The sequence below is a fragment of the Streptomyces gilvosporeus genome (genome assembly GCF_002082195.1).
GTDB classification, from domain to species: Bacteria; Actinomycetota; Actinomycetes; order Streptomycetales; family Streptomycetaceae; genus Streptomyces; species Streptomyces gilvosporeus.
On the sequence record NZ_CP020569.1, the window covers coordinates 4,206,032 to 4,229,412 of the forward strand.

The window sequence follows — 23,381 nt, forward strand, 5'->3', positions numbered from 1 at the left end:
GCTTACTTACCAGCCTTTCCGACCTTGCGGCGGATGACCTCGCCGGCGTACTTGACGCCCTTGGCCTTGTACGGGTCAGGCTTGCGCAGCTTGCGGATGTTCGCCGCGACCTCGCCGACCTTCTGCTTGTCGATGCCCTCGACGCTGAGCTTGGTCGGGGACTCGACCTTGAAGGAGATGCCCTCGGGAGCTTCGACGACGATGGGGTGGCTGTAGCCCAGCGCGAACTCCAGGTTGGAGCCCTTCGCCTGGACGCGGTAACCGACACCGCTGATCTCGAGCGCCTTGCTGTAGCCCTGGGTCACGCCGGTGATCATGTTCGCCACCAGCGTGCGGGACAGGCCGTGCAGGGCCTTGTTCTGACGCTCGTCGTTCGGGCGGGTGACGACGATGACGCCATCCTCACCCTTGGCGACCTCGATGGGCGCGGCGACGGTGTGCGCGAGGGAGCCCTTGGGACCCTTCACGCTGACCGTGCGGCCCTCGATGGTGACGTCCACACCAGCGGGAACCTGGATGGGCAGCTTGCCAATACGCGACATTAGCTTTTCCTCCGTTCCCTGGTTACCAGACGTAGGCGAGGACTTCCCCACCCACGCCCTTCTTCTGCGCCTGCTGACCGGTCAGGAGACCGTGGGACGTGGAGATGATGGCCACGCCCAGGCCGCCGAGGACCTTCGGCAGGTTGGTGGACTTGGCGTAGACGCGCAGGCCCGGCTTCGAGATCCGCTTGATGCCGGCGATCGAGCGCTCGCGGTTCGGGCCGAACTTCAGGTCGAGAACGAGGTTCTTGCCAACCTCGGCGTCCTCGACCTTCCAGCCGGTGATGTAACCCTCCTGCTGGAGGATCTCCGCGATGTGCGACTTGATCTTGCTGTGCGGCATCACGACGGTGTCGTGGTACGCCGAGTTCGCGTTCCGCAGACGGGTCAGCATGTCTGCGATGGGATCAGTCATGGTCATGAATTGGCCTTCGGCCTCTCTCGCCGGGGTTTCCTATGTGCGCCATCCCTCTCCCCGATCTGGGTCGGGACGGGTGCGGCGCGGGGACCTACGGCGTAGTAAGCGACGTTATGCGGGCTTGGACCCGCGGTCGGTCTCGGGCGGCGGGGCGCCCAAACCCTTCCACCCTACGGGAAAAAGGGACGGGCGCCCGCCGACCGGGTGCTTACCGAGAGTCTCGAGGGAATCCCAACTGGGGGATTACCAGGAGCTCTTGGTCACGCCCGGCAGCTCGCCACGGTGAGCCATCTCACGAAGGCACACGCGGCACAGGCCGAACTTGCGGTAAACGGAGTGGGGACGGCCGCAGCGCTGGCAGCGGGTGTACGCACGCACACCGAACTTGGGCTTGCGAGCAGCCTTCGCGATCAGAGCCTTCTTCGCCATCTCGCTCACGCCTCCTTGAACGGGAAGCCGAGGTGACGAAGGAGAGCGCGGCCCTCATCGTCGTTGGTCGCCGTGGTGACCACGGTGATGTCCATACCCCGGGTACGGTCGATCTTGTCCTGGTCGATCTCGTGGAACATGACCTGCTCCGTGAGACCGAAGGTGTAGTTGCCCCGACCGTCGAACTGCTTGGGGGACAGACCACGGAAGTCGCGGATGCGCGGCAGCGCGAGCGACAGCAGGCGGTCCAGGAACTCCCACATGCGGTCACCACGGAGGGTGACGTGGGCACCGATCGGCTGGCCCTCACGCAGCTTGAACTGCGCGATGGACTTACGGGCCTTGGTGACGGCCGGCTTCTGACCGGTGATCGTGGTGAGGTCCTTGATGGCACCCTCGATCAGCTTGGAGTCGCGGGCGGCGTCGCCCACACCCATGTTGACCACGATCTTCGTCAGACCGGGGATCTGCATGACGTTCTCGTAGGAGAACTCGTCCTTCAGCTTCCCGGCGATCTCTTCGCGGTAGCGCTGCTTGAGACGCGGCGCGTTGGTGGTGGCAGTCATCAGATGTCCTCACCGGTCCGCTTGGCAACGCGGATCTTGTTGCCTTCGTCGTCGAAGCGGTACCCGACGCGGGTGACAACCTTGTTGCCGTCCTTCTCCACAACCAGCTGAACGTTGCTGACGTGGATGGGGGCCTCGGTCGTCACGATGCCGCCGGTCTTCGAGCCACGAGCCGTCTGACCGGCCTTGGTGTGCTTCTTGACCCGGTTGACACCCTCGACCAGGACGCGGTCCTCACGGGGGAAGGCCTGGATGACCTTGCCCTGCTTGCCCTTGTCCTTACCGGTGATGACCTGGACCAGGTCGCCCTTCTTGATCTTCATCGGTTACAGCACCTCCGGCGCGAGGGAGATGATCTTCATGAACTTCTTCTCGCGCAGCTCACGGCCCACGGGGCCGAAGATACGGGTGCCGCGGGGGTCGCCATCGTTCTTGAGGATGACGGCCGCGTTCTCATCGAAGCGGATGTACGAGCCGTCGGGACGGCGGCGCTCCTTGACGGTGCGAACGATGACGGCCTTGACGACGTCACCCTTCTTCACGTTGCCACCGGGGATCGCATCCTTGACGGTGGCGACGATGACGTCACCGATGCCCGCGTAGCGGCGACCGGAACCACCGAGAACACGGATGCAAAGGATCTCCTTCGCACCAGTGTTGTCGGCGACACGCAGTCGCGACTCCTGCTGGATCACGTCTATCTCCTGAATGTCTGCCGGTTCCCGGCAGGTGTTTCACGTGAAACACCTGCCGAGCCTGGCGGAACTGTTCCTAGGGGGTCCCCCTAGGAGGGATTACTTGGCCTTCTCGAGGATCTCGACGATGCGCCAGCGCTTGGTGGCGGACAGCGGCCGGGTCTCCATCAGGAGGACACGGTCGCCGACACCGGCAGCGTTCTGCTCGTCGTGCGCCTTGAGCTTGTTGGTACGGCGGATGACCTTGCCGTACAGCGCGTGCTTGACACGGTCCTCGACAGCGACGACGACGGTCTTGTCCATCTTGTCGCTGACGACGAGACCCTCACGGGTCTTGCGGAAACCGCGCTCGTTCGTCTCAGTCACATTCTTCTCGCTCATCAGGCGCTCTCCACCGTCTCGATGCCCAGCTCACGCTCACGCATCAGGGTGTAGATCCGGGCGATGTCCTTGCGGACGGCCTTCAGCCGGCCGTGGTTCTCGAGCTGTCCGGTCGCCGCCTGGAAGCGGAGGTTGAACAGCTCCTCCTTGGCCTCACGAAGCTTGGCAACGAGGTCCTCGTTGTTCAGCTCGCGCAGCTCGGTCGCCTTGGTACCGGCCGCCATCACGACTCACCTGCCTCGCGCCGCACGATGCGGCACTTCATCGGAAGCTTGTGGGCGGCGCGGGTCAGCGCCTCCTTGGCAACCTTTTCGTTCGGGAAGGACAGCTCGAACATCACCCGACCGGGCTTGACGTTCGCGACCCACCACTCCGGGGAACCCTTACCGGAACCCATGCGGGTCTCGGCCGGCTTCTTCGTCAGCGGACGGTCGGGGTAGATGTTGATCCACACCTTGCCGCCACGCTTGATGTGACGGGTCATGGCGATACGAGCGGACTCGATCTGCCGGTTCGTCACGTAGGCCGGGGTGACGGCCTGGATTCCGTACTCACCGAAGGCCAGCTCGGTGCCACCCTTGGCCATACCGTTGCGCTTCGGGTGGTGCTGCTTGCGGTGCTTGACCCTGCGAGGGATCAGCATGTCGGTCAGGCCTCCGTTCCGGGGATCTCCGCCGGAGCAGCGGCAGCGGCCTCGGCCTTGGGGGCCTCGGCAGCGGCGTTCTGCTGCGGCTTGCGGCCGCGGCCGCCACGCTCGCCACCGCGACGGGGGCGCTCGTTGCCACCACGGGCCGGGCGGTTACCCGCACGGGCCGCGGCGTTCTCCGCGCGCACCTCGGCGATGTTCTTGACGTCGCCCTTGTAGATCCAGACCTTCACGCCGATGCGGCCGAAGGTGGTCTTGGCCTCGAAGAAGCCGTAGTCGACGTTCGCACGGAGCGTGTGCAGGGGCACACGGCCCTCGCGGTAGAACTCCGAGCGGGACATCTCGGCGCCGCCGAGACGGCCACCGCACTGGATCTTGATGCCCTTGGCGCCGGCCTTCATCGTCGACTGCATGCTCTTACGCATGGCGCGACGGAAGGAGACGCGGGAGGACAGCTGCTCGGCGACGGCCTGGGCGACCAGCTGAGCATCGGTCTCGGGGTTCTTGACCTCGAGGATGTTCAGCTGAACCTGCTTGCCGGTCAGCTTCTCCAGCTCGCCGCGGATGCGGTCGGCCTCGGCGCCGCGGCGGCCGATGACGATGCCCGGACGAGCGGTGTGGATGTCAACGCGGACGCGCTCACGGGTGCGCTCGATCTCCACCTTGGAGATACCGGCGCGCTCCATGCCCTTCGTCATCATGCGACGAATGGCGACGTCTTCCTTGACGTAGTCCTTGTACAGCTTGTCGGCGTACCAGCGGGACTTGAAGTCCGTCGTGACGCCGAGCCGGAACCCGTGCGGGTTTACCTTCTGGCCCATTACCGGGTTCCTTCCTTGCTGCTGACGACCACGGTGATGTGGCTGGTCCGCTTGCGGATCCGGTAGGCACGGCCCTGGGCACGCGGCCGGAACCGCTTCAGGGTCGGACCCTCGTCGACGTACGCCTCGCTGATAACCAGCGTGGAGGCGTCCGTGTGGTCGTAGTTGTGCGCGGCGTTGGCAATGGCGCTGTCCAGCACCTTGCCCACCGGCACGCTCGCGGCCTGCGGGGCGAAACGCAGGACCGCCTGAGCCTCCGTGGCATCCATGCCACGGATAAGGTCCACCACGCGGCGGGCCTTCATGGGCGTGACGCGGATGTACCGCGCCTGGGCCCTGGCTTCCATGGTTGTCCCTTCGGTGTCAGTCATAGTCTTCGCACTCCGGTCGATCAGCGACGACGCGACTTGCGGTCGTCCTTCTCGTGGCCGCGGAAGGTGCGGGTCGGCGCAAACTCGCCGAGCTTGTGGCCGACCATCGACTCGGTGACGAACACCGGGACGTGCTTGCGGCCGTCGTGCACCGCGATCGTGTGGCCGAGCATGGCCGGGACGATCATGGAGCGGCGGGACCAGGTCTTGATGACGTTCTTGGTGCCTGCATCGTTCTGAACATCCACCTTCTTGGCGAGGTGGTCGTCGACGAAGGGCCCCTTCTTGAGACTGCGCGGCATCTAAACCCGCTCCTAGCGCTTCTTGTTCGTCTTGCGGCGGCGGACGATGTACTTGTTGCTGGCCTTCTTCGGCGAGCGAGTACGACCCTCCTTCTGGCCCCAGGGCGAGACCGGGTGGCGACCACCGGAGGTCTTGCCCTCACCACCACCGTGCGGGTGGTCGACCGGGTTCATCACGACACCACGCACGGTCGGGCGGACGCCCTTCCAGCGCATACGGCCGGCCTTGCCCCAGTTGATGTTCGACTGCTCGGCGTTGCCGACCTCGCCGACAGTGGCGCGGCAGCGGACGTCGACCAGGCGGATCTCACCGGAGGGCATACGAAGGTGGGCCATTGCGCCCTCCTTCGCCAGCAGCTGCACGGAGGCACCGGCCGAGCGGGCGAACTTCGCACCGCCGCCCGGACGCAGCTCGATCGCGTGGATCGTCGTACCCACGGGGATGTGGCGCAGCGGCAGGTTGTTGCCCGGCTTGATGTCGGCGCCAGGGCCGTTCTCAATCCGAGCACCCTGGGCCAGGCCACGGGGCGCGATGATGTAGCGCTTCTCGCCGTCTGCGTAGTGCAGCAGCGCGATGCGCGCGGTGCGGTTCGGGTCGTACTCGATGTGCGCGACCTTGGCCGGCACGCCGTCCTTGTCGTGACGACGGAAGTCGATCACTCGGTAGGCGCGCTTGTGGCCACCGCCCTGGTGGCGAACGGTCACACGACCGGCGTTGTTACGGCCGCCCTTGCTGTGCAGCGGGCGGACCAGCGACTTCTCCGGCGTGGACCGCGTGATCTCGACAAAGTCGGCGACGCTGGAGCCACGACGGCCCGGGGTCGTCGGCTTGTACTTGCGGATACCCATTTCTCAGTCCTCGTCCGATTTCGGACGATCCGGACCGCCCTTAGGCGGTCGGACCGCCGAAGATGTCGATACGGTCGCCCTCGGCGAGGGTCACGATGGCGCGCTTGGTGTTCGCACGCTTACCGAAACCGGTGCGGGTGCGCTTGCGCTTGCCCTGCCGGTTGATCGTGTTGACCCCGGTGACCTTGACCGAGAAGACCGCCTCGACGGCCTGCTTGATCTGGGTCTTGTTGGCGCGCGGGTCGACGATGAACGTGTACTTGTTCTCGTCCAGCAGCGCGTAGCTCTTCTCGGACACGACGGGCTTCTTCAGCACGTCACGGGGGTCCGTGAAGGTCCTGCTGGTGACGACGGCCTCAGTCATCAGGCGTCGCTCCCTTCGGTCTCAGCGTTGGCCTTGGGGCCAGACACGAAGGACTCGAAGGCGGCCTTGGTGAAGACCACGTCGTCGGAGACGAGCACGTCGTACGTGTTCAGCTGGCCCGGCTCCAGGATGTGAACCTGGGGCAGGTTGCGGGCGGAGAGCCACGCGGCCTCGTCGGCGCGGTCGACGACCAGGAGCAGGTTCTTGCGCTCCGAGATCTTGCCGAACAGCGTCTTGGCGGCCTTGGTGGACACCGCGCCCTCGACCACGCCGGAAACGACGTGGATGCGGCTGTTGCGGGCCCGGTCGGTGAGGGCGTGGCGCAGGGCCGCGGCCTTCATCTTCTTCGGGGTCCGCTGGCTGTAGTCACGCGGCACGGGGCCGTGGACGACGCCACCGCCGGCGAACTGCGGCGCACGGGTCGAACCCTGGCGCGCGCGGCCGGTGCCCTTCTGGCGGTAAGGCTTCTTGCCACCGCCGCGGACCTCGCCGCGGGTCTTGGTCTTGTGCGTGCCCTGACGGGCAGCGGCCAGCTGTGCGACAACGACCTGGTGGATCAGCGGGATGCTGATCTTCTCGACGTCGAAGATCTCCGTGGGGAGCTCGACGGTCCCGGCCTTGTCGCCTGCCGGCGAAAGGATGTCAATGGTGCTCATCGGTTACCTCAGGCCCCCTTGGCCGCGGTACGGACCAGGACGAGGCCGCCGTTCGGACCAGGAACTGCGCCCTTGATGAGCAGCAGACCCTTCTCCGCGTCAACGGCGTGGACGGTCAGGTTCTGGGTGGTGACCCGCTCATTGCCCATACGGCCGGCCATCCGCATGCCCTTGAACACGCGGCCCGGGGTGGCGCAGCCACCGATGGAACCGGGCTTGCGGTGCACGCGGTGGGCACCGTGCGAGGCCTTGCCGCCGCCGAAGCCGTGACGCTTCATGACACCGGCGAAGCCCTTGCCCTTGCTCTTGCCGGTCACGTCCACCTTGACGCCGGACTCGAAGGTCTCGGCGGTCAGCTCCTGGCCGAGGGTGTACTCGCTGGCGTCAGCGGTACGGACCTCGACGAGGTGACGACGGGGGGTGACCTCGGCCTTGGCGAAGTGGCCCTTGAGGGGCTTGTTCACCTTGCGCGGGTCGATCTCGCCGAAGGCGATCTGGACGGAGTCGTAACCGTCCTGGTCATTGGTGCGCACCTGGGTAACGACACAGGGCCCGGCCTTGACGACGGTGACCGGAACAACACGGTTGTTCTCGTCCCACACCTGCGTCATGCCGAGCTTCTCGCCCAGGATGCCCTTGATCTGCTTAGCCATCTCTCAGATCACCGACCCTCAGAGCTTGATCTCGATGTCGACACCGGCCGGGAGGTCGAGTCGCATCAGGGAGTCAACGGTCTTCGGCGTCGGGTCGAGGATGTCGATCAGGCGCTTGTGCGTGCGCATCTCGAAGTGCTCGCGCGAGTCCTTGTACTTGTGCGGCGACTTGATGACGCAGTACACGTTCTTCTCAGTGGGCAGCGGCACCGGGCCCGCGACCGACGCACCAGTGCGGGTCACCGTCTCGACGATCTTCTTCGCCGAGGTGTCGATGACCTCGTGGTCGTAGGCCTTGAGCCGGATGCGGATCTTCTGTCCCGCCATGGCTACTTCGTAGTCCTGTCTCTCGTAACGCTCTGGGACCCGGGAGGTTCGCGTCCTTCTCCGACCCACGCGGTCGGGCGTGTCGCGCCCCTTCTCGTAAATCTCCGTAAAAGAGATCCTTCAAGAAGGAGAAAGTGGGGGAAGAACACCCACCGGGCGCCTGGCCGAGGCACCCCGCTGACGCTTCCCGGAAGATTCCCGTACTTCCGCCCCTGAGAAGGGACGACGAATACCTGGGACTCGCTTCCGGTCCTCCCGGCGGGAGGCGCGCAGCATCGGCACTCAACCGAGCAACCTGGACAGTGTGCCATACCCGGGATGCGTAAGGCCAATCGAGGCCGAACTGTCAAGGAGCCCCGCCCACCTGATGGTGGACGGGGCTCCTTGTTGAGCTACTACCGGGTCTCCCCGATCAACAGAACTTACTTGTTGATCTTGGTGACCTGGCCGGCGCCGACGGTCCGGCCACCCTCACGGATGGCGAACTTCAGGCCCTCCTCCATGGCGACCGGCTGGATCAGCTGGACGGACATCTCGGTGTTGTCGCCCGGCATGACCATCTCGGTGCCCTCGGGGAGGGTCACCACACCGGTCACGTCAGTCGTACGGAAGTAGAACTGCGGACGGTAGTTGTTGAAGAACGGCGTGTGGCGGCCACCCTCGTCCTTGGAGAGGATGTAGGCCTGCGCCTCGAACTCGGTGTGCGGGGTGACCGAGCCCGGCTTGATGATGACCTGGCCGCGCTCGACGTCCTCGCGCTTGATGCCGCGGAGCAGCAGACCGACGTTCTCACCGGCCTGGCCCTCGTCGAGCAGCTTCCGGAACATCTCGATACCGGTGACCGTGGTGGTGGTCTTCTCGGTCTTGATGCCGATGATGTCGACGGTCTCGTTGACCTTGAGGACACCACGCTCGATACGACCGGTGACAACGGTGCCACGGCCGGTGATCGTGAAGACGTCCTCGATCGGCATCAGGAACGGCTTGTCGACGTCACGCTCGGGCTGCGGGATCGACTCGTCGACGGCCTTCATCAGCTCGAGGACGGAGTTGCCCCACTCCTTGTCGCCCTCGAGGGCCTTCAGAGCGGAGACCTTGACGACCGGAACGTCGTCGCCCGGGAACTCGTACTCGGAGAGGAGCTCACGGACCTCGAGCTCGACGAGCTCCAGGATCTCCTCGTCGTCCACCATGTCGGCCTTGTTCAGGGCGACAACGATGTACGGAACGCCGACCTGGCGGGCCAGGAGCACGTGCTCCTTGGTCTGCGGCATCGGGCCGTCGGTGGCGGCGACCACCAGGATGGCGCCGTCCATCTGCGCCGCACCGGTGATCATGTTCTTGATGTAGTCCGCGTGACCGGGGCAGTCGACGTGGGCGTAGTGACGCGACTCGGTCTGGTACTCGACGTGCGCGATGGAGATGGTGATACCGCGCTGGCGCTCCTCAGGAGCCTTGTCGATCTGGTCGAAGGCCGAGGCCTCGTTCAGGTCCGGGTACGCGTCGTGCAGCACCTTGGTAATGGCGGCCGTGAGGGTCGTCTTACCGTGGTCAATGTGACCGATGGTGCCGATGTTGACGTGCGGCTTAGTCCGCTCGAACTTCGCCTTCGCCACTGGGGTCCTCCTGTGGAGTGGTTCTGTACGCCTTACTCATCGGCGCCAGGTGATCTTTGCTGGGGTGCCGGCTGACGGGGCAATCCTCACGGATTGCGGGGATCACCCCGTCAGACGGTGTCAAGCCTAAAGCGTGTTCCGACTCTCGGGAGACGGGACTACTCGCCCTTGGCCTTCGCGATGATCTCCTCGGCGACGTTCCGGGGAACCTCGGCGTAGGAGTCGAACTGCATCGAGTAGCTTGCGCGACCCGACGTCTTGCTGCGGAGGTCTCCGACGTAGCCGAACATCTCCGAGAGCGGAACCAGGCCCGTAACGAGCTTGGCGCCGGCGCGGTCCTCCATGGACTGGATCTGCCCACGGCGGGAGTTGATGTCGCCGATCACATCGCCCATGTAGTCCTCGGGCGTGGTGACCTCGACCTTCATCATCGGCTCGAGCAGGGCCGGGCTGGCCTTGCGGGCGGCCTCCTTGAAGGCCATCGAACCGGCGATCTTGAACGCCATTTCCGACGAGTCGACCTCGTGGAACGCACCGTCGAGAAGGGTGACCTTCACGCCGGTCAGCGGGTAGCCGGCGAGAACACCGAACTCCATGGCCTCCTGGCAGCCCGCGTCCACGGACGGGATGTACTCCCGCGGGATACGACCACCGGTGACCTTGTTCTCGAACTCGTACCCGTCGCCCTCGAGCGGCTCGAGCGCGATCTGCACCTTCGCGAACTGACCGGAACCACCGGTCTGCTTCTTGTGCGTGTAGTCCAGACGCTCGACGGCCTTGCGCAGGGTCTCGCGGTAGGCGACCTGCGGCTTGCCGACGTTGGCCTCGACCCGGAACTCACGGCGCATACGGTCGACCAGCACGTCGAGGTGCAGCTCGCCCATACCCGCGATGATGGTCTGGCCGGTCTCCTCGTCGGTGTGCACCTGGAACGAGGGGTCCTCTTCGGCGAGCCGCTGGATCGCGACCGCCAGCTTCTCCTGGTCGCCCTTCGACTTGGGCTCGATGGCGACCTGGATGACCGGGGCCGGGAAGTCCATGGACTCCAGGATCACCGGGTTGCCCGCGTCGCAGAGGGTCTCACCGGTGGTGGTCTGCTTCAGACCCATGACGGCGACGATGTCACCGGCACCCACCGACTCGATCTCCTCACGCTTGTTCGCGTGCATCCGGTAGATCTTGCCGATGCGCTCCTTCTTGCCCTTCACCGAGTTCTGCACCTGCGAGCCGGCCTCGAGGCGGCCCGAGTACACCCGGATGAAGGTGAGCTTGCCCAGGTGGGGGTCGCTCGCAATCTTGAACGCCAGCGCCGACAGCGGCTCTTCCTCGGACGGCTTGCGCGTGACGACCTGCTCCGCGTCGTTGACGGCGTGGCCCTCGATGGCCTCGACGTCCAGCGGGGAGGGCAGGTAGCGCACGACCGCGTCGAGCAGGGGCTGGACGCCCTTGTTCTTGAACGCGGTACCGCAGAAGACCGGGGTGACGGTCGTGGTGTCGGCCTTGCCGGAGGCGATGGTGATACGACGGATCGCCGCGTAGAGCTGCTCCTCGGTGGGCTCCTGGCCCTCGAGGTAGAGCTCCATCATGGCTTCGTCGTTCTCCGCGACGGCCTCGAGCAGCTTGCCGCGCCACTCGTCGGCGGCCTCGGTGTGCGTGTCGGGGATGTCGACGACGTCGTACATCTCACCCTTGGCGGCCTCGGCGGACCACACCAGGGCCTTCATCTTCACGAGGTCGACGACGCCCTTGAAGTCCATCTCGGTGCCGATCGGCAGCTGCATGACCAGCGGCACCGCGCCGAGGCGGTCCACGATCATGTCGACGCAGCGGTGGAACTCCGCGCCGGTCCGGTCGAGCTTGTTGACAAAGCAGATCCGCGGAACGCCGTAGCGGTCCGCCTGACGCCAGACGGTCTCCGACTGGGGCTCGACACCGGCAACGCCGTCGAACACCGTCACCGCACCGTCGAGCACGCGCAGGGAGCGCTCCACCTCGACGGTGAAGTCGACGTGCCCCGGGGTGTCGATGATGTTGATGGTGTGGTCGACGTTTTCCAGCGGCCAGTGGCAGGTCGTCGCGGCAGACGTGATCGTGATGCCGCGCTCCTGCTCCTGCTCCATCCAGTCCATCGTGGCAGCGCCGTCGTGGACCTCACCGATCTTGTAAGAGACACCGGTGTAGAACAGGATCCGCTCAGTGGTGGTCGTCTTGCCCGCGTCGATGTGGGCCATGATCCCGATGTTGCGGACCTTGGCCAGGTCAAGCGAAGTGGTGGCCATATCGGCTCAATCTTCTCTCGGTCTCGATGTGGGTTGCGACTACCAGCGGTAGTGCGCGAAGGCCTTGTTGGACTCGGCCATCTTGTGCGTGTCCTCGCGCTTCTTGACCGAAGCGCCGAGGCCGTTGGAGGCGTCGAGCAGTTCGTTCATGAGGCGCTCGGTCATGGTCTTCTCGCGGCGGGCGCGGGAGTAGCCCACGAGCCAGCGGAGCGACAGGGTGGCGGCGCGGCCGGGCTTGACCTCGACCGGAACCTGGTAGGTGGCGCCACCGACACGGCGGGACTTGACCTCAAGGGTCGGCTTGATGTTCTCGAGCGCGCGCTTGAGCGTGATGACCGGGTCGTTACCGGTCTTCTCGCGCAGACCCTCCATGGCGCCGTAGACGATGCGCTCGGCGGTGGAGCGCTTGCCGTTCAGCAGCACCTTGTTGATGAGGGAGGTCACCAGAGGAGAACCGTAGACCGGGTCGATGATGACCGGGCGCTTCGGGGCGGGGCCCTTACGAGGCATTCTTACTTCTCCTTCTTGGCGCCGTAGCGGCTGCGGGCCTGCTTGCGGTTCTTGACACCCTGGGTGTCGAGCGAACCGCGGATGATCTTGTAGCGAACACCCGGCAGGTCCTTCACACGGCCACCACGCACGAGCACGATGGAGTGCTCCTGCAGGTTGTGCCCCTCACCCGGGACGTAGGCAGTGACCTCGATCCCACTGCTCAGCTTGACTCGCGCAACCTTGCGGAGGGCCGAGTTCGGCTTCTTCGGGGTGGTCGTGAACACACGCGTGCACGTACCACGACGCTGCGGCGAGCCCGCCAGTGCGGGTGTCTTGTTCTTCTCGACCTTGTCCTGGCGGCCCTTTCGGACCAGCTGCTGGATCGTAGGCACCGTTTCTCCGGTTTCTTGTCTCGGTACAACTAACCTGGAACGTCACCGACCCACGCGGTCGGGTGTGTCGAATGCTGTAGACCGGTCCCTCGCAAGCGAGAGAGGCGACAGATTGCGGTGTCGAGACCCGGCTTCCGCGCTCTCGGCACTCCCAGGATGAAACCTGAGGAGGATGCGCGCACGGCAGGCCAGGGACACCCCAGGCACAAGGTCAGAGCGTACCTACCGCATGGGCTACGGTCAAAACAAATGCATACGCGAAGGACACGCCGGACTCGTCACGGCGATGCGGCCACCGTAGTGGCATCGCACGTATTGGGGAAGAAGGCGGAAGGCCGTCCGCGGACACCGCCGCCGGCCCGCGACCGTCACGACGGTCAGTGCCCCGCGACCCCTACCAGCACCATCAGAAGCAGGAACAGCGCCCAGCCGCCGATGCCCAGCCAGCCGATCACGATGCCCGCGATCGCCTGACCGTCGCCGCGCTCGCCCGTACGACGGATCTCGGCGCGCGCCTTGTGGCCGAGAATGACCGCCGGGATCGACGTCAGCCCCCAGGTCATCGGCGAGAGGATCCCGCAGACCAGCGCGCCGGTCGCCGAGTTGTTGGTGTGCATCGGCATGGGCATCTGCATCGGCAGCGGCATCTGCACGGGCATCGGCATGAACGTGGGCGGCACCACCGTCGGCGGCTGGAACTGCGCCTGCGGCACCGGGCCCTGCGGCAGATCCGCCACCAGCATCTGAAGCTCGGCATGCGTCTGCGCCTGATACGCCCGGCCTATCCGCTGCTCGTACTCGGCCTGCTGGAGCCGTCCTTCGGCGAACCCGGCCTTGAGCACATCGACCGCACGCTCGCGATCCGCGTGCGAGGCACGCATCGCCGGCAACTGATTCGCCGGCTGGACGGGCTGCCCACCCTGCCACGGCTGGAATGCCACTTCGCGAACCTCCCCCCGCTCGACAGTTCCCCCATCTTCTCATCACAGACGCAGAGATGGGAGGACAAGTTCCCTCGCCCGGCCGAACGCTCCGTCCGAACGCCCGGCCGGATGCGGCACCCGAACGCCCCAACGCCGCAGGGCGGCCACCCCGGTGGGGTGACCGCCCTGTCGCTTGCCGTACGGACGGGCCGTACGGACCGGGCTTACTGGTTGTACGGACCGTAGTCGTAGTCCTCCAGCGGGACCGCCTGGCCGGAGCCGGTGCCGAAGGGCGAGTAGTCGATGTCGTCGTAACCGACGGCCGAGTACATCGCGGCCTTGGCTTCCTCGGTGGGCTCGACCCGGATGTTGCGGTAGCGGGACAGGCCCGTACCGGCCGGGATGAGCTTACCGATGATGACGTTCTCCTTGAGGCCGATGAGCGAGTCGGACTTGGCGTTGATCGCCGCGTCCGTCAGGACTCGGGTCGTCTCCTGGAAGGAGGCGGCCGACAGCCAGGATTCCGTCGCCAGCGAAGCCTTGGTGATACCCATCAGCTGCGGACGGCCGGAGGCCGGGTGGCCGCCTTCCGCCACGACGCGACGGTTCTCGCCCTCGAACTTCGTGCGCTCCACGAGCTCGCCCGGCAGCAGCTCCGCATCGCCGGACTCGATGATCGTCACGCGGCGCAGCATCTGCCGGATGATGATCTCGATGTGCTTGTCGTGGATCGCCACGCCCTGGCTGTTGTAGACCTTCTGGACCTCGCCGACCAGGTGGACCTGGACGGCACGCTGGCCGAGGATCCGCAGCACGTCGTGCGGGTTGATCGCACCCACGGTCAGCGGCTGACCGACCACGACGTGGTCGCCCTCGCCCACCAGCAGACGGGCACGCTTCGAGACGCCGTAAGCCGTCTCGTCGCTGCCGTCGTCCGGAGTGACGATGACCTTCTTGGTCTTCTCGGTCTCCTCGATCCGGACGCGGCCGGCCGCCTCCGAGATCGGGGCGACGCCCTTGGGCGTACGGGCCTCGAAGAGCTCGACGACACGCGGCAGACCCAGGGTGATGTCGTCACCGGCCACACCACCGGTGTGGAAGGTACGCATCGTCAGCTGGGTGCCGGGCTCACCGATGGACTGGGCGGCGATGATGCCGACCGCCTCACCGATGTCGACCAGCTTGCCGGTGGCCAGCGAACGGCCGTAGCAGTAGGCACAGGTGCCGACCGCCGACTCGCAGGTCAGGACCGAACGGGTCTTGACCTCCTCGACGCCGTTGGCGACCAGCGCGTCGATGAGCACGTCACCGAGGTCGACGTTGGCCGGGGCGACGACCTTGCCGTCCACCACGACGTCCTCGGCGAGCATCCGCGCGTACACGCTGGACTCGACGTCGTCCGCCTTGCGCAGCACGCCGGAGGCGTCCTTCGAGGCGATCCGCAGCTTGAGACCGCGCTCGGTGCCGCAGTCCTCCTCGCGGATGATGACGTCCTGGGAGACGTCGACCAGACGACGGGTCAGGTAACCGGAGTCGGCGGTACGAAGGGCGGTGTCCGCCAGACCCTTACGGGCACCGTGCGTGGAGATGAAGTACTCCAGCACGGAGAGACCCTCACGGAACGACGCCTTAATGGGCCGCGGGATGGTCTCGTTCTTCGCGTTCGACACCAGACCACGCATACCGGCGATCTGCCGCATCTGCATCATGTTTCCTCGGGCACCCGAGTCAACCATCATGAAGATGGGGTTCGTCTTGGGGAAGTTCTCGTTCATCGCCTCGGCGACCTCGTTGGTCGCCTTGGTCCAGATGTTGATCAGTTCCTGAGTGCGCTCGTCCTTGGTGATCAGACCGCGCTCGTACTGCTTCTGGACCTTCTCGTCCTGGGCCTCGTAGCCCGCGACGATGGCCTTCTTGGCCTCCGGCACGACGATGTCCGAAACGGCGACGGTGACGCCGGAACGGGTCGCCCAGTGGAAACCGGCCGCCTTCAGGTTGTCGAGCGTCGCCGCCACGATGACCTTCGGGTAGCGCTCGGCCAGGTCGTTGACGATCGCGGAGAGCTGCTTCTTGCCCACCGAGTAGTCGACGAACGGGTAGTCCTCGGGCAGCAGCTCGTTGAAGAGCGCGCGGCCCAGGGTCGTACGCAGCCGGAAGCTGTCACCCTGCTGCCACTCGGGCTCGCCCTCCTCCGGAACCGGCGGGGTCCAGCCGCGGGGCGGAACCGTACCGATCGGGAAGCGGATGTCGACCTTCGCCTGGAGCGAGAGCTCCTTGGCGTCGAACGCCATGATCGCCTCGGCGGCCGAGCCGAACGCGCGGCCCTCACCGATGACCTTGCGCTCCTCTTCATCCGTGGTGAGGAAGAAGAGGCCGAGCACCATGTCCTGGGTCGGCATGGTGACCGGACGGCCGTCGGCCGGCTTGAGGATGTTGTTCGAGGACAGCATCAGGATGCGGGCCTCGGCCTGCGCCTCCGCGGACAGCGGGAGGTGGACGGCCATCTGGTCACCGTCGAAGTCCGCGTTGAACGCGGTGCAGACGAGCGGGTGGATCTGAATGGCCTTGCCCTCGACCAGCTGCGGCTCGAAGGCCTGGATGCCGAGGCGGTGCAGGGTGGGCGCACGGTTCAGCAGCACCGGGTGCTCGGCGATGACCTCTTCGAGGACGTCGTACACGACGGTGCGGCCGCGCTCGACCATCCGCTTGGCCGACTTGATGTTCTGCGCGTGGTTCAGGTCCACCAGGCGCTTCATCACGAACGGCTTGAAGAGCTCCAGCGCCATGGCCTTGGGCAGACCACACTGGTGCAGCTTCAGCTGCGGGCCGACGACGATGACGGAACGCGCCGAGTAGTCGACTCGCTTACCGAGCAGGTTCTGACGGAAGCGGCCCTGCTTGCCCTTGAGCATGTCGGACAGCGACTTCAGCGGACGGTTGCCGGGGCCCGTCACCGGGCGGCCACGACGGCCGTTGTCGAAGAGCGCGTCGACGGCCTCCTGGAGCATGCGCTTCTCGTTGTTCACGATGATCTCGGGCGCGCCGAGGTCGAGAAGCCGCTTCAGGCGGTTGTTGCGGTTGATGACGCGGCGGTACAGGTCGTTCAGGTCGGAGGTCGCGAAGCGGCCACCGTCCAGCTGCACCATCGGACGCAGGTCCGGCGGGATCACCGGGATGCAGTCCAGCACCATGCCCTTGGGGCTGTTGCGGGTCTGCAGGAAGGCGGAGACGACCTTGAGGCGCTTGAGCGCACGGGTCTTCTTCTGGCCCTTGCCGGTACGGATGATCTCGCGGAGGCGCTCGGCCTCCTCCTCGAGGTCGAAGGTCTCCAGGCGCTTCTGGAGCGCAGCGGCACCCATCGAACCGTCGAAGTACGTGCCGAAGCGGTCCCGCAGCTCGCGGTAGAGCAGCTCGTCGCCCTCCAGGTCCTGGACCTTGAGGTTCTTGAAGCGGTTCCAGACCTCGTCGAGACGGTCGATCTCGCGCTGCGCACGGTCGCGCAGCTGCTTCATCTCGCGCTCGGCGCCCTCGCGCACCTTGCGGCGCACATCGGCCTTGGCGCCCTCGGCCTCCAGCTCGGCCAGGTCGGTCTCGAGCTTCTTGGCGCGGGCCTCCAGGTCGGAGTCGCGGCGCTGCTCGATCTGCTGACGCTCGACGGAGACGTGGGCCTCCAGCGAGGGCAGATCGCGCGTACGGCGCTCCTCGTCCACGTACGTGATCATGTACGCGGCGAAGTAGATGACCTTCTCGAGGTCCTTGGGCGCGAGGTCCAGCAGGTAGCCCAGCCGGCTCGGCACGCCCTTGAAGTACCAGATGTGGGTAACGGGAGCGGCCAGCTCGATGTGGCCCATCCGCTCACGGCGCACCTTGGCGCGAGTGACCTCGACGCCGCAGCGCTCGCAGATAATGCCCTTGAAGCGGACGCGCTTGTACTTACCGCAGTAGCACTCCCAGTCCCGGGTCGGACCGAAGATCTTCTCGCAGAAGAGTCCGTCCTTTTCGGGCTTGAGGGTGCGGTAGTTGATGGTCTCGGGCTTCTTGACCTCGCCGTGGCTCCACTGACGGATGTCGTCAGCGGTGGCCAGACCGATCCGGAGCTCATCGAAGAAGTTGACGTCGAGCACTATGCGTCAATCCCTCTCAGGGTTGTAAGTCTTGGGGTCTGAAACGGGGGTCTTGGGGCCGGCCGGGGAACCATCACTGGCTCCCCGGCCGAACTCCCGTCAGACCTCTTCGACGCTGCTCGGCTCGCGCCGGGACAGGTCGATGCCGAGCTCCTCCGCAGCGCGGAAGACGTCCTCGTCGGTGTCGCGCATCTCGATGGACATGCCGTCCGAGGACAGCACCTCCACGTTGAGGCACAGGGACTGCATCTCCTTGATGAGCACCTTGAAGGACTCGGGGATGCCGGGCTCGGGGATGTTCTCGCCCTTGACGATGGCCTCGTAGACCTTCACGCGGCCGGTGACGTCGTCGGACTTGATGGTCAGCAGCTCCTGGAGGGCGTATGCGGCGCCGTAAGCCTCCAGCGCCCACACCTCCATCTCACCGAAGCGCTGGCCACCGAACTGAGCCTTACCACCCAGCGGCTGCTGGGTGATCATCGAGTACGGACCGGTCGAGCGGGCGTGCAGCTTGTCGTCGACCAGGTGGTGGAGCTTGAGGATGTACATGTACCCGACCGAGATCGGGTCCGGGAACGGCTCGCCGGAGCGGCCGTCGAACAGCTGGGCCTTGCCGGAGGACTTGACCATCCGCTCGCCGTCGCGGTTGGGGAGCGTCGAGTCGAAGAGACCCGCCAGCTCGTCCTCGCGCGCACCGTCGAAGACCGGGGTGGCGACGTTGGTGTTCGGCGCGACGTTGTCGGCGCCGATCGCCTGGAGCCGCTGCTGCCAGTCCTCGGAGCCCTCGACCTTCCAGCCCTGGCTGGCGAGCCAGCCGAGGTGGATCTCCAGGACCTGTCCCGGGTTCATTCGGGACGGGACACCCAGCGGGTTGAGGATGATGTCGACCGGGGTGCCGTCCTCCAGGAACGGCATGTCCTCGACCGGCAGGATCTTCGAGATGACACCCTTGTTGCCGTGGCGGCCGGCGAGCTTGTCGCCGTCCGTGATCTTGCGCTTCTGGGCAACGTAGACGCGGACCAGCTGGTTCACGCCCGGGGGCAGCTCGTCGCCCTCTTCGCGGTCGAAGACGCGGACGCCGATGACCTTGCCGATCTCACCGTGCGGCACCTTCAGCGAGGTGTCGCGCACCTCGCGCGCCTTCTCACCGAAGATCGCGCGGAGCAGGCGCTCCTCGGGGGTCAGCTCGGTCTCACCCTTGGGCGTGACCTTGCCGACGAGGATGTCGCCGGCGACGACCTCGGCACCGATACGGATGATGCCGCGCTCGTCGAGGTCGGAGAGGACCTCCTCGGAGACGTTCGGGATGTCCCGGGTGATCTCCTCGGGGCCGAGCTTGGTGTCACGGGCGTCGACCTCGTGCTCCTCGATGTGGATCGAGGAGAGGACGTCGTCCTGCACGAGGCGCTGCGACAGGATGATCGCGTCCTCGTAGTTGTGACCCTCCCACGGCATGAACGCCACGAGCAGGTTCTTGCCGAGGGCCATCTCGCCCTCTTCGGTGGACGGACCGTCGGCGAGGACCTGGCCCTCGATGACCCGCGCGCCCTCGTCCACGACGACCTTCTGGTTGAAGGAGGTGCCCTGGTTGGAGCGGGTGAACTTGGCGACGCGGTACGTGGTGTACGTGCCGTCGTCGTTGGCGACGGTGATGTAGTCCGCGGAGACCTCCTGGACCACACCGTCCTTCTCGGCCTTGATGACGTCGCCGGCGTCGACCGCGCAGCGGTACTCCATGCCGGTGCCGACCAGCGGCGACTCCGCCTTGATCAGCGGAACGGCCTGGCGCATCATGTTCGATCCCATGAGCGCGCGGTTGGCGTCGTCGTGCTCGAGGAACGGGATCATGGCGGTCGCGGCCGACACCATCTGGCGCGGCGAGACGTCCATGAAGTCCACCTCGTCGGCGGGGACGAGGTCGACCTCGCCGCCACGACGGCGGACCAGCACACGCTGCTCGGAGAACCGCATGTCCTCGGAGAGCTTCGCGTTGGCCTGCGCGATCAGGAAGCGGTCCTCCTCATCGGCGGTGAGGTAGTCCACCTCCTCGGTGACCTGGCCGTCGACGACCTTGCGGTACGGGGTCTCGATGAAGCCGAAGACGTTGACGCGGCCGTAGGACGCGAGCGAACCGATCAGACCGATGTTCGGGCCTTCAGGAGTCTCGATCGGGCACATGCGGCCGTAGTGCGAGGGGTGCACGTCACGGACGTCCAGGCCGGCCCGCTCACGGGAGAGACCACCGGGGCCCAGCGCCGACAGACGGCGCTTGTGGGTCAGACCCGACAGCGGGTTGGTCTGGTCCATGAACTGCGACAGCTGGCTGGTGCCGAAGAACTCCTTGATGGAGGCGACGACCGGCCGGATGTTGATCAGGGTCTGCGGCGTGATCGCCTCGACGTCCTGGGTGGTCATGCGCTCGCGCACGACGCGCTCCATACGGGCGAGACCCGTACGGACCTGGTTCTGGATGAGCTCGCCGACGTTGCGCAGACGGCGGTTGCCGAAGTGGTCGATGTCGTCGGTCTCGACGACGATCGTCCGGCCCGACTCCCCCATCGTCTCGGTCTCCCCGGCGTGCAGCTTCACCAGGTACTTGATCGTGGCGATGATGTCGTCGGTGGTGAGCACACCGGCGTCCAGCGGCTCGTCGCCGCCGAGCTTCTTGTTGACCTTGTAGCGGCCGACCTTGGCGAGGTCGTAGCGCTTGGGGTTGAAGTAGAGGTTCTCCAGCAGCGTCTGCGCGGCCTCACGCGTCGGCGGCTCGCCCGGACGCAGCTTGCGGTAGATGTCCAGCAGCGCGTCGTCCTGGCCCTGGGTGTGGTCCTTCTCCAGGGTGGCGCGCATGGACTCGTAGTCGCCGAACTCCTCGAGGATCTGCTCGGTGGTCCACCCGAGCGCCTTGAGCAGGACGGTGACGGACTGCTTACGCTTGCGGTCGATGCGCACACCGACCATGTCGCGCTTGTCGATCTCCATCTCCAGCCAGGCACCCCGGGACGGGATGATCTTGGCGGAGAAGATGTCCTTGTCGGACGTCTTGTCGATGGAGCTGTCGAAGTACACACCCGGCGAGCGAACCAGCTGCGAGACGACGACACGCTCGGTGCCGTTGATGCAGAAGGTGCCCTTGTTCGTCATGAGCGGGAAGTCGCCCATGAAGACCGTCTGAGACTTGATCTCGCCGGTCTCGTTGTTGGTGAACTCGGCGGTGACGAACAGCGGAGCGGCGTACGTGAAGTCGCGCTCCTTGCACTCGTCGATCGAGTTCTTCGGGGGCTCGAAGCGGTGATCGCGGAACGTCAGCGACATCGACCCGGAGAAGTCCTCGATCGGCGAGATCTCCTCAAAGATCTCTTCGAGACCGGACTTGGTGGGGACTTCCTGCCCACTCTCCAGCGCAGCCTCGACGCGACCCTTCCATGCGGCATTGCCGAGCAGCCAGTCGAAGCTTTCGGTCTGCAGCGCAAGGAGGTTCGGAACCCCGAGGGGCTCCTTGATCTTCGCAAAAGAGATGCGCAGCGGGGCAGTGCTGTCGCCGTTGTTCGTATTGGCAGTCGAGGCGTTGCGCGAGGCGGCCAAGAGGGGGTCCTTCCGAGGGCTCGGACTCACTACGCGCGTACCGGTCCCGAACGAACAAAGTGAGAGAAACCCCAGGTCAGGGCGTATCATTCAGCAATGCTCGGGCTCGGGTATGCCCCTGGTGACGGGCAGGGAGCAGCTAACAGGCAGCGCAAAGGGTCAGTGTAGCCACTTGGCACACTGATGTCCAGAGCGAGTTTCCGGAGACCGGTTCAACGCCGTGATACCGATCTTCTCCCTCCGGGAGGGCCTGTCCTCCTCGCCGGAGGGGCCCTTCGTTGTTCTTCTCTTCGCCCAATGCCCTGCGCCTGCCGAAAGCCCTGCGCCAGTGGCGCACACCGATGCTTCCCTCTTCGTCCGCGATCCATGCCTCGAATCCCTGGATCGCTTCAGCGTCGCGTCCCGAGAATTGCGCGCCGCGTGCGGTTCGTCAAGGCCCCGCACCTCGGGGAGATCGTCACATGGGGCCACGTCCGGGCAACGAAGATCACCATACTCGCACTCCGGCGCGAGGCAACGCAGCCGTGGCGAGCATGCCGAAGGGCGACCACCCGCATGGGTGATCGCCCTTCGCAAGTGTCCAGGTGCGCCCTCAGGCGCTCAGGACGTGAGCCCGAGGCTCAGTGGGGTCACTTGACCTCGACGGAGGCGCCGGCGCCCTTGAGGGCCTCGGCGGCCTTCTCCGCGGCGTCCTTGGCGACCTTCTCGAGGACCGGCTTCGGGGTGCCGTCGACGAGGTCCTTGGCCTCCTTCAGACCCAGGGAGGTCAGCTCGCGCACGACCTTGATGACCTGGATCTTCTTGTCACCGGCGCCGGTGAGGATGACGTCGAACTCGTCCTTCTCCTCGACGGCCTCGGCGGCGCCACCAGCGGCACCACCGGCGACGACGACCGGCGCGGCAGCGGCGGCGGTGACGTCGAACTTCTCCTCGAACGCCTTCACGAACTCGGAGAGCTCGATGAGGGTCATCTCCTCGAACTGCGCGAGCAGGTCTTCCTGGCTGAGCTTCGCCATGATGGGCGATCCTTCCACTAATTCGGCTGGTGCCGGATGTACATGTAAGGCGGGCGTACGTCGGGCCCGCTGTGGCCTCCACGCCTAGACACAGCTAAGCGACGGCGACCAATGTGCGAGCCGAATTACTCGGCACCGCCCTGCTCGTCCTGCTTGGCGCGAAGAGCGTCCACGGTGCGGACGAGCTTCGACGGCAGCGCCTGGAAGACAGAGGCAGCCTGAGACTGCTTGCCCTTCAGCGCACCGGCCAGCTTGGAGAGCAGAACCTCGCGGGACTCGAGGTCCGCAAGCTTCTTGATCTCGTCGGCGGACAGCGCCTTGCCTTCAAGGACACCGCCCTTGATGACGAGAGCGGGGTTGTCCTTGGCGAAGTCACGAAGACCCTTCGCCGCCTCGACCGGGTCACCGGTCACAAAGGCGACAGCCGTCGAGCCACTGAGGTGCTCGTCCAGCTGAATCCCGGCCTCATTGGCCGCGATCTTGGTCAGCGTGTTCTTCACCACACGGTACTGAGCGTTCTCGCCGAGCGAACGACGCAGCTGCTTGAGCTGCGCCACAGTCAGTCCGGTGTAAGAGGTCACAACAGCTGCGTTGGAGTTACGGAGCTTCTCCGTGATCTCCTCAACGGCTGCGATCTTGTCGGACGTCGCCATGAGCCTCGGCCTCCTTCCGGGTGATGAGGACCGCGCAGAAGGGGCTGGGCAAAACAAACGCCCCGGCGCAGGCGCACGGGGCGGACTCGACCGGACGGTGAACCGCCTGGGAGTACTTCCACTGACACCTGCGCAGGCCGTCCGCAGCTAGCGGATCCTTCGGCCACCACACGCCCGTTATCGGACGCGCGGAGACAACCAGCGGTCTTTGGCTTCCTGCGTACGGTACGGGAGAGGGTCGCCGTCAGGCAAATCGGAAGGAGCGGGGCGCCTCGACGCCCCGC

Annotated in this window: 26 protein-coding genes; all 26 read right to left on the reverse strand. The window is 65.8% G+C overall.

The features are described from left to right. Positions 1-2 precede the first annotated feature (2 nt). Complete coding sequence (gene rplF, locus B1H19_RS18500; RefSeq protein ID WP_046927449.1) at positions 3-542, reverse strand: 50S ribosomal protein L6; 540 nt, start codon at positions 540-542, stop codon at positions 3-5. Between the two features lie 22 nt (positions 543-564). After that, positions 565-963 (reverse strand): 30S ribosomal protein S8, encoded by a 399-nt coding sequence (gene rpsH, locus B1H19_RS18505; protein WP_046927448.1) that lies wholly within the window; start codon positions 961-963, stop codon positions 565-567. Between the two features lie 240 nt (positions 964-1,203). Continuing rightward, on the reverse strand, positions 1,204-1,389 hold the full coding sequence (locus B1H19_RS18515) for a type Z 30S ribosomal protein S14 (RefSeq protein ID WP_003956452.1): 186 nt from the start codon (positions 1,387-1,389) through the stop codon (positions 1,204-1,206). 5 nt (positions 1,390-1,394) lie between these two features. After that, positions 1,395-1,955 (reverse strand): 50S ribosomal protein L5, encoded by a 561-nt coding sequence (gene rplE / locus B1H19_RS18520; protein WP_030062891.1) that lies wholly within the window; start codon positions 1,953-1,955, stop codon positions 1,395-1,397. Further along, a complete protein-coding gene (gene rplX / locus B1H19_RS18525; RefSeq protein WP_030062892.1) occupies positions 1,955-2,278 on the reverse strand; it encodes a 50S ribosomal protein L24 in 324 nt (107 codons plus the stop codon). The genes rplE and rplX overlap by 1 nt, the downstream gene beginning before the upstream one ends. Before the next feature lie 3 nt (positions 2,279-2,281). Beyond that, the gene (gene rplN, locus B1H19_RS18530) at positions 2,282-2,650 is read right to left on the reverse strand and encodes a 50S ribosomal protein L14 (RefSeq protein WP_003998823.1); all 369 of its coding nucleotides are present in this window, start codon (positions 2,648-2,650) and stop codon (positions 2,282-2,284) included. A gap of 99 nt (positions 2,651-2,749) precedes the next feature. Then, entirely contained in the window at positions 2,750-3,031 is a 282-nt protein-coding gene (rpsQ, locus tag B1H19_RS18535; protein WP_006604882.1) for a 30S ribosomal protein S17, read from the reverse strand. Then, entirely contained in the window at positions 3,031-3,255 is a 225-nt protein-coding gene (gene rpmC / locus B1H19_RS18540; protein WP_004950453.1) for a 50S ribosomal protein L29, read from the reverse strand. Before rpmC ends, rpsQ begins: the two co-directional genes overlap by 1 nt. After that, positions 3,255-3,674 carry a 50S ribosomal protein L16 gene (gene rplP, locus B1H19_RS18545; protein WP_004571829.1) on the reverse strand — a complete coding sequence of 140 codons (420 nt, stop codon included), beginning with the start codon at positions 3,672-3,674 and terminating at the stop codon, positions 3,255-3,257. Before rplP ends, rpmC begins: the two co-directional genes overlap by 1 nt. Before the next feature lie 5 nt (positions 3,675-3,679). After that, on the reverse strand, positions 3,680-4,498 hold the full coding sequence (gene rpsC, locus B1H19_RS18550; RefSeq protein WP_083105784.1) for a 30S ribosomal protein S3: 819 nt from the start codon (positions 4,496-4,498) through the stop codon (positions 3,680-3,682). Then, entirely contained in the window at positions 4,498-4,845 is a 348-nt protein-coding gene (gene rplV / locus B1H19_RS18555) for a 50S ribosomal protein L22 (protein ID WP_009997296.1), read from the reverse strand. The genes rpsC and rplV overlap by 1 nt, the downstream gene beginning before the upstream one ends. Positions 4,846-4,889: 44 nt before the next feature. Beyond that, positions 4,890-5,171, reverse strand: a complete 282-nt coding sequence (rpsS, locus tag B1H19_RS18560) for a 30S ribosomal protein S19 (protein WP_016571057.1) — start codon at positions 5,169-5,171, stop codon at positions 4,890-4,892. A 12-nt stretch (positions 5,172-5,183) separates the two neighbouring features. After that, on the reverse strand, positions 5,184-6,020 hold the full coding sequence (gene rplB, locus B1H19_RS18565) for a 50S ribosomal protein L2 (RefSeq protein WP_006604876.1): 837 nt from the start codon (positions 6,018-6,020) through the stop codon (positions 5,184-5,186). 40 nt (positions 6,021-6,060) lie between these two features. Further along, complete coding sequence (gene rplW / locus B1H19_RS18570) at positions 6,061-6,384, reverse strand: 50S ribosomal protein L23 (protein ID WP_083105785.1); 324 nt, start codon at positions 6,382-6,384, stop codon at positions 6,061-6,063. Next, positions 6,384-7,040 (reverse strand): 50S ribosomal protein L4, encoded by a 657-nt coding sequence (rplD, locus tag B1H19_RS18575; RefSeq protein ID WP_030062895.1) that lies wholly within the window; start codon positions 7,038-7,040, stop codon positions 6,384-6,386. Before rplD ends, rplW begins: the two co-directional genes overlap by 1 nt. A gap of 8 nt (positions 7,041-7,048) precedes the next feature. Next, positions 7,049-7,693 (reverse strand): 50S ribosomal protein L3, encoded by a 645-nt coding sequence (gene rplC, locus B1H19_RS18580; RefSeq protein WP_083105786.1) that lies wholly within the window; start codon positions 7,691-7,693, stop codon positions 7,049-7,051. 18 nt (positions 7,694-7,711) lie between these two features. Next, on the reverse strand, positions 7,712-8,020 hold the full coding sequence (gene rpsJ, locus B1H19_RS18585) for a 30S ribosomal protein S10 (protein WP_004571821.1): 309 nt from the start codon (positions 8,018-8,020) through the stop codon (positions 7,712-7,714). 422 nt (positions 8,021-8,442) lie between these two features. Next, the gene (gene tuf, locus B1H19_RS18590; protein WP_046927441.1) at positions 8,443-9,636 is read right to left on the reverse strand and encodes an elongation factor Tu; all 1,194 of its coding nucleotides are present in this window, start codon (positions 9,634-9,636) and stop codon (positions 8,443-8,445) included. Between the two features lie 158 nt (positions 9,637-9,794). Then, the gene (gene fusA, locus B1H19_RS18595; protein ID WP_083105787.1) at positions 9,795-11,915 is read right to left on the reverse strand and encodes an elongation factor G; all 2,121 of its coding nucleotides are present in this window, start codon (positions 11,913-11,915) and stop codon (positions 9,795-9,797) included. 39 nt (positions 11,916-11,954) lie between these two features. Then, positions 11,955-12,425, reverse strand: a complete 471-nt coding sequence (rpsG, locus tag B1H19_RS18600) for a 30S ribosomal protein S7 (RefSeq protein ID WP_004571813.1) — start codon at positions 12,423-12,425, stop codon at positions 11,955-11,957. A 2-nt stretch (positions 12,426-12,427) separates the two neighbouring features. Beyond that, positions 12,428-12,799 carry a 30S ribosomal protein S12 gene (rpsL, locus tag B1H19_RS18605; protein WP_030062899.1) on the reverse strand — a complete coding sequence of 124 codons (372 nt, stop codon included), beginning with the start codon at positions 12,797-12,799 and terminating at the stop codon, positions 12,428-12,430. A gap of 377 nt (positions 12,800-13,176) precedes the next feature. Continuing rightward, positions 13,177-13,680 carry a DUF1707 and DUF4190 domain-containing protein gene (locus tag B1H19_RS18610; protein ID WP_083105788.1) on the reverse strand — a complete coding sequence of 168 codons (504 nt, stop codon included), beginning with the start codon at positions 13,678-13,680 and terminating at the stop codon, positions 13,177-13,179. Positions 13,681-13,946: 266 nt separating this feature from the next. Continuing rightward, positions 13,947-17,846 carry a DNA-directed RNA polymerase subunit beta' gene (locus B1H19_RS18615; protein WP_083105789.1) on the reverse strand — a complete coding sequence of 1,300 codons (3,900 nt, stop codon included), beginning with the start codon at positions 17,844-17,846 and terminating at the stop codon, positions 13,947-13,949. 99 nt (positions 17,847-17,945) lie between these two features. Then, positions 17,946-21,428 (reverse strand): DNA-directed RNA polymerase subunit beta, encoded by a 3,483-nt coding sequence (rpoB, locus tag B1H19_RS18620; RefSeq protein ID WP_083105790.1) that lies wholly within the window; start codon positions 21,426-21,428, stop codon positions 17,946-17,948. A 629-nt stretch (positions 21,429-22,057) separates the two neighbouring features. After that, positions 22,058-22,444, reverse strand: a complete 387-nt coding sequence (rplL, locus tag B1H19_RS18630) for a 50S ribosomal protein L7/L12 (RefSeq protein ID WP_046927437.1) — start codon at positions 22,442-22,444, stop codon at positions 22,058-22,060. Between the two features lie 125 nt (positions 22,445-22,569). Continuing rightward, complete coding sequence (gene rplJ / locus B1H19_RS18635; RefSeq protein ID WP_083105791.1) at positions 22,570-23,097, reverse strand: 50S ribosomal protein L10; 528 nt, start codon at positions 23,095-23,097, stop codon at positions 22,570-22,572. Positions 23,098-23,381 lie beyond the last annotated feature (284 nt).